General features: G+C 66.5%; 1 protein-coding gene and 1 pseudogene. Both read left to right on the top strand.

The features are described from left to right. Positions 1 to 12: 12 nt before the first annotated feature. Positions 13 to 381 (top strand): annotated as a pseudogene (locus A5781_RS24430) (fatty-acid--CoA ligase); the annotation flags it as partial. Further along, positions 381 to 1,583, top strand: coding sequence for a TetR/AcrR family transcriptional regulator (locus A5781_RS24425; RefSeq protein ID WP_067213295.1), 1,203 nt, complete (start codon positions 381 to 383; stop codon positions 1,581 to 1,583). The pseudogene A5781_RS24430 and the gene A5781_RS24425, both read left to right, overlap by 1 nt. The last annotated feature ends 131 nt before the right edge of the window (positions 1,584 to 1,714 follow it).

Here is a 1,714-nt window from a genome sequence, read left to right as displayed (position 1 = left end):
CACCGGTGACGTGGCCGCCTGGACGCCGACGGCTATGTGTACATCGAAGACCGGCTGAAGGACATGATCATCACCGGCGGCGAGAACGTCTACTCGGCCGAGGTTGAGAACGCCCTCGCCGGCCATCCCACGGTCGCCGCCGCAGCGGTCATCGGCGTGCCTGACGATCAATGGGGTGAACGGGTCCACGCCGTCATCGTGTTGCGCGCCGGGAGCGATCCGACTGAGGAATCGATACGGGAGCACTGCCGGACGCTCATCGCCGGGTATAAGATGCCGCGCAGCATGGAATTCGTTACCGAGCTACCCATTTCCGGCGCGGGTAAGGTCCTCAAACGCGAGCTGCGCGAACGCTATTGGGGCCCTGCGGACGCCCGATAATGGGTAGTCAGCAGCGGTCCCTGTCGAGTCCACCCGCCAGGGGGACGCGGCCCGGCAACCGGCGCCAGTTGATCATCGATGCGGCGGCCACCCTGTTCTCCGACAAGGGATACGGCAATGTCTCGATGAGCGATGTCGCCGACGCTGTGGCCGTCGGGGCGTCGGCGCTGTACCGGCACTTCCGGAGCAAACAGGCGCTATTGGCAACGGTGATCGAGGATGCGCTCGGCACCTTGGACCAGGCACTGAAGGGGGCCGACGCCTCTGCCGATCTCGCCGCCGTCCTGGCCCGCCTGGTGCTGGATCACCGCACCGTGGGCGTGCTGTGGCGGCGAGAAGGCCGACACCTGAGGGAGCAGGACCGGAACCGACTGCAGCGGGTCGCCCGACAGATCGGCGATCGACTCGCCCAACATATTCGATATCGGCGACCGGACCTGGCGGCGGCGCAGGCCGACCTGCTGGCATGGTGCGCGCTCGGCATCGCGAATAGTATTTCATTTCATCGCCTTTCGATGCCGGAACCGGGGTTTTCGGCTCACTTGGCCGGGTTGATCGCGGTGCCGCTCGGCGCGGGCGCCGAGCTTCGCGGGGAGGCGGGCGGCGGTGAGTCGGGCGGCGCGCTGGTCGCCCGCTCGCGAAGGGAAGCGATCCTGTCGGCGGGTGCCGCGCTGTTCGCCCAGCGGGGCTTCACGGGGGTCAGCGTCGACGATATCGGTACCGCTGTGGGCATCGCCGGACCCAGCGTCTACAACCACTTCGCCGCCAAGACCGACATCCTGGCAGCGGCCATGTTCCGCGGCAACGAACTGCTCTGGGCGAACTTCAATCGCGCCGTCGCCGACGCCCCCGACGTCGCCGAGGCCCTGCGCCGCGTGGTACTCAGCTATCAGACCTTTGCGTTTGCCAACCCGGACATCGTCGAAGTGCTGATTACCGAGGTAGCGCAACTCCCGGAGTCCGACAGTCACAGTGTCCGGAGCGCGCAGCGCGCCTACATCGACGAATGGGTCCACCTGGCACGACAACTGAATCCCAGCTGGACGGTTACCGAGGCGCGGATCCGCGTGCAGGCGGCTCAGATGATGATCAACGACGTTGTGGTGATGCCGCGGTTGCGGAGACTTCCGGGAGTCCGAGCCGTCTTGGCCGACATCGCGGTGGCGTTGCTGGCTGCGCGGTCAGGTCCGGTCAAGACCTGATTCGCCTCACACCGCGCGCCCGCGGTCGCGCCAATACGGTTCGCGCAGCTCGGTTTTGAGGATCTTGCCGCTAGCATTGCGCGGCAGCGATTCCACGAAGTCCACGGTTCGCGGGCATTTGTAGCCGGCGA

Source organism: Mycobacterium sp. 852002-30065_SCH5024008 (assembly GCF_001665645.1).
GTDB lineage: Bacteria > Actinomycetota > Actinomycetes > Mycobacteriales > Mycobacteriaceae > Mycobacterium > Mycobacterium paraffinicum.
Note: the sequence above shows the minus strand (reverse complement) of the source record. Positions and strands in the feature narration are given on the sequence as shown.

What these genes read in the sequence shown, in the direction of transcription:
- A5781_RS24425 (WP_067213295.1), top strand. Translation starts at nt 381, where the DNA reads ATGGGTAGTCAGCAGCGGTCCCTGTCGAGTCCACCCGCCAGGGGGACG.